This is a genomic window from Alienimonas chondri (assembly GCF_013036045.1).
Classification (GTDB): Bacteria; Planctomycetota; Planctomycetia; order Planctomycetales; family Planctomycetaceae; genus Alienimonas; species Alienimonas chondri.
On sequence record NZ_WTPX01000261.1, the window covers coordinates 1 to 3789 of the forward strand.

Consider the following 3789-nt stretch of genomic DNA (forward strand, 5'->3'; position numbering starts at 1 on the left):
CCCTCACCCCCGGCCCCTCTCCCCCAAAAGGGGGCGAGGGGAGGACGACGCTACGCCGCGGCGCGATGGGCGGGTTGCTCGGCCCGCGGGCCGTCCAGCGAGTCGTCTTCGGACAGTTCCCGCACCCACTTCGCCCGGAACAGCTTCTGAACCGCGCGCTCGACCTGCCGTTGCTTGCGGGCGTGGCGGAGCGGTTTGTCCGGGGTGACCGCCGCGGTGCCGTGCGTGACGTGGACGACGCTGCGGGCCATCTCGGAGACGGGGAACGTCGCCAGATCCAATCCCGCGGCCCAGATCCGCTGCGTCACCGCGAGACCGCCGCCGAGGTTCCCCTCCGGGACGAACGACAAGTCGTGCTCCACCAGCGCCTCGCGGCGATAGAGGGCGCAGTAATCACGCGGGTATTCGCGACCCGTATAGTTCCGTCCCGGGCGTCCCAGCGCGGTCTTCAAACGCCCGATCGCGGCGCCGGTGACCCGCTTCCAGCTTTGATACAGCGGGCTGCTGAGTTCCAGCTTCCACGCCCCGCTGGCGACGATCGGCGGCTCGCCGGTCGCGACCGGCTGATTGATCGTCCGCAGGTGCGGGTCGAGCCAGCCGTCGCGGCGGGCGAACACGTCGCAGTGCATCGTGAGGAGATACTCGCCCTTCCCCTCCCGGGCGGCGAGATCCCACGCGGTGAAGACGTTCGTCGGCCAGTTGTCCGACGTCTCCTCCGGCCGCTCGATTAATTTAATCCAGGAGAGCGACCGCAGATAATCGAGGCTGCCGTCCCGCGAGCCGTTGTCGACGACGATCACCTCCAGCTCGACGTCCGGGTCGGCGCTGGGGAGGAACTTCCGCAGGCTCCGCAGACAGGGCTTGGCGTAGACCTCGACCTGCCAGTGCGGGATGCAGACGGTGACGACGGGCATGGGTCGGTGCGTGCGAAGAGCAAGAACGCCTGGGCGGCATGCTCTCACGCCCCGGGAGCGGAGCGGACGGGGCGGGTGAGCATGGAGAGCGACTCGGACCTTCGGGAAGGGCGGAGCGTCGCTCGCATGCTCAACCCAACCGACGCCGCTCCGCTCTGTCGGCCGGTGAGAGCATGGCACCCGGCGTCATCCGTATGCCGTCGCCTCAGTGCGCGTCGCGGAGGACGTCGAGGTCCGCGTGGCTGACCCGCGGATACAGCGACTTGTGGGCGTCCTCGAACTGCTTGGCGAAGGCGGTGACGTGCACGTTCTGCTGATCGCGGCCGAACAGCGGCTGGGCGTCGAGGCTCTGCTCCGCGGTGTGCCCCCGCATGACGATGTCGTACATGGCGATGAACTTCGCGGTGCGGGTCACGCCGTGCTGGCAGTGCACCAGCATCGGGTAGTTGTCCGGGTCGGCGATGGCGTCCATGTGCGTTTGCAGCAGCGGATCGGCCGGGTCGACGGTCAGCGGCATATCCAGTTCCAGCAGCTTGGCGCCGGCGTTGGTGACGGCGTCGCGTTCGCCTTGCCAGCGGGCTTCGCCCATCTCGCCCGGGCGGCAGAGGTTCACCACGCTGCGAATCTGCCAGCGTTCGACCAGTTCGCTCATCACCTCCGGCTCGCACCACCCGCTGCGGTACATCATGCCGGCCTCGTGGGTGGCGACGTGCTTGTACTTGTGGTGGTTGTGATAGGCGTATCCGCCGGCGGCGACGCCGCACACGAGCAGGGCGGACATCGACAGGAGGACGGTGCGGCGATTCATGGTGACTGTGAGCAGGGCGATAAGTCGGCGAGGCGATCAACCGGGGAGCCGGGGCGAACCGGCGTCTGGTCGGTATGAGGGCTTCGGGGCGGCGTGAACCGAAACGAACCCGGGCGTCCGGGAGTCGGTCGGGCGTCGACCGCATCCGAACGTCGACGGGTGTAGGCCGCCCCCGACCCCGCGGTCAACGGCGGTCGCCGCGGGGGTACGCCGCGGAGGCGTCCCGGGGGGCGGCCCCTATACTACGCGCGAACCTCGCCCGTCGCCCCGGTGAATCCTGTGCCGTCGCTCGTTCTGCTCGTCTGCGCCTGCCTGGCGCCCGCCCCGGCGCCGGACCCCGCCCCGAACTCAACGCCCGGCGACTGGCCGGCGTTTCTCGGCCCGCAGGGGACCGGGGTCAGCGAGGAGACCGGCCTGCGAACCGCCGTCCCCGACGCCGCCGCGGTTCTCGCCTGGACCGCGGAGATCGGCGAGGGCTACAGCGCCCCGGTCGTCGTCACCGTGCCCGGTACAGCGCCCGGCGCCGCAGCCGACGGCGGGACGAAGCAGGTCGTCCTCACCCATCGCCGCGAGGGCGGGCGGGAGATCCTCACCCGCCGCGATCTGAACACCGGCGCCGTCACGTGGGAGTCCGCCGCCCCGACAGCCTTCCGCGATCCCTACGGCTACAACGGCGGTCCGCGGGCCTCGCCGCTGGTGGTGATGAACCGATCTGGCGAGGGGAACGGGGGCGGGGCGGTCTACACCCTCGGCGCCGCGGGCCGGGCGGCGTGCGTCGATCTGAACACCGGCGAAGAACGCTGGAGCCGCGACTTCAACGCGGACCTCGACATCCCCCGCTGGTTCTTCGGCGTGGGCGGCTCGCCGGTTCTGTATGAAGGCGACGAGGGCGAGTCGCTGGTGATCTTCGCCCCCGGCGGCCAGCCGAACGCCGGGATCGTCGCGGTGAACCCCGACACCGGGGCGACCGTCTGGCAGGCCGTCGGCAAGCAGACGTGGGACGGCGTGACGGTTCGTCAGGAACGGGGCGACGACGGCCCCTATGAGTGGACCGGCGAGGAGCAGGTCGTCAGCTATGCGACCCCGCTGCTGGCGACGATCCACGGCGAGCCGCACCTGCTCTGCTTGGTCCGGCAGGGATTGGTGAGCCTCGACCCCCGCACCGGCGCCCAGCGGTTCGCCTATTGGTTCCGCAGCCCGAAATACGAAAGCGTCAACGCCGCCCGGCCGGTGGTCGTGGGCGACCGCATCTTATTAACCGCGGCCTATCGAGCCGGCTCCGTCTTATTGAAGGTCCAGCCGTCCGGCGACGCCGTGACGGAGGTTTGGCGGGATCTCGACCGGTTGGCCTGTCACTGGAGCACCCCCGTGATCCACGACGGCCTGATCTACGGCTTCGCCGGCCGGCACGAGCGGGAGGGAATGCTGGAGTGCGTGGACCTCGCGACGGGCGAACTCAAATGGTCCGCCGACGGCCGCGACGCCGCGGGCGAGATCACCTTCGCCCGCAACGCTGCCGGCTACGTCAACGCCGCCGGCGACCGCGTGCCCTTCCCCGACTTCGGCCGCGGCTCCTGCCTGCTGGCTCCGAGCGTGGGGAAGAACGGCACGCTGTATATTCTCGGCGAGCGCGGCACGTTGTTCTGCGCCGCGCCCTCCGCGAACGGTTATCAAGAACGCAGCCGCACGACGGTCCCGAAGATCAGCTACCCCGCCTGGCCGGCGCCTGTCTTATCGCACGGGCGATTGCTGCTGGCGGACGAGGAATCGCTGACGGTGTTGGACCTGCGGACGAAGTAATGGGTCCGCCCCCTCTTCTCCCCTCTCCCTCAGGGAGAGGGGCCGGGGGTGAGGGTGACGCACGGCTCCTACGCCCCCGCTCAGAGATTGTGAGTCCGAAGCGCAAGCGAGGCCGGGTGATCCTGCCATGCCTGCACACCTCGGCTCGCGCCTCGGGCTGCCAATGCTGAGCGCCGGATCGTGAACGGCGTTCGCAACTCACCGCCCCCTCACCCCCGCCCCCTTTTGGGGGAGAGGGGAGGACGGAACAGCGACGCCTGAGAGGGC

3 protein-coding genes are annotated in these 3789 nt (G+C 70.0%); 1 reads left to right on the forward strand and 2 read right to left on the reverse strand.

What is annotated here, in order from left to right:
- Positions 1 to 50: 50 nt before the first annotated feature.
- Both LzC2_RS20655 and LzC2_RS20660 read right to left on the reverse strand, forming a co-directional pair.
- Positions 51 to 914, reverse strand: coding sequence for a glycosyltransferase family 2 protein (locus tag LzC2_RS20655; RefSeq protein WP_171189919.1), 864 nt, complete (start codon positions 912 to 914; stop codon positions 51 to 53).
- A 205-nt stretch (positions 915 to 1119) separates the two neighbouring features.
- Complete coding sequence (locus LzC2_RS20660) at positions 1120 to 1722, reverse strand: fused DSP-PTPase phosphatase/NAD kinase-like protein (RefSeq protein WP_171189920.1); 603 nt, start codon at positions 1720 to 1722, stop codon at positions 1120 to 1122.
- A gap of 279 nt (positions 1723 to 2001) precedes the next feature.
- On the opposite strand from LzC2_RS20660, the gene LzC2_RS20665 reads away from it, so the two are divergent.
- Positions 2002 to 3522 carry an outer membrane protein assembly factor BamB family protein gene (locus tag LzC2_RS20665; RefSeq protein ID WP_171189921.1) on the forward strand — a complete coding sequence of 507 codons (1521 nt, stop codon included), beginning with the start codon at positions 2002 to 2004 and terminating at the stop codon, positions 3520 to 3522.
- Positions 3523 to 3789 lie beyond the last annotated feature (267 nt).

Bases quoted from the DNA above. Each gene is read 5' to 3' on its own strand.
- LzC2_RS20660 (WP_171189920.1), bottom strand. From the start codon at position 1,722: ATGAATCGCCGCACCGTCCTCCTGTCGATGTCCGCCCTGCTCGTGTGC.
- LzC2_RS20655 (WP_171189919.1), bottom strand. From the start codon at position 914: ATGCCCGTCGTCACCGTCTGCATCCCGCACTGGCAGGTCGAGGTCTAC.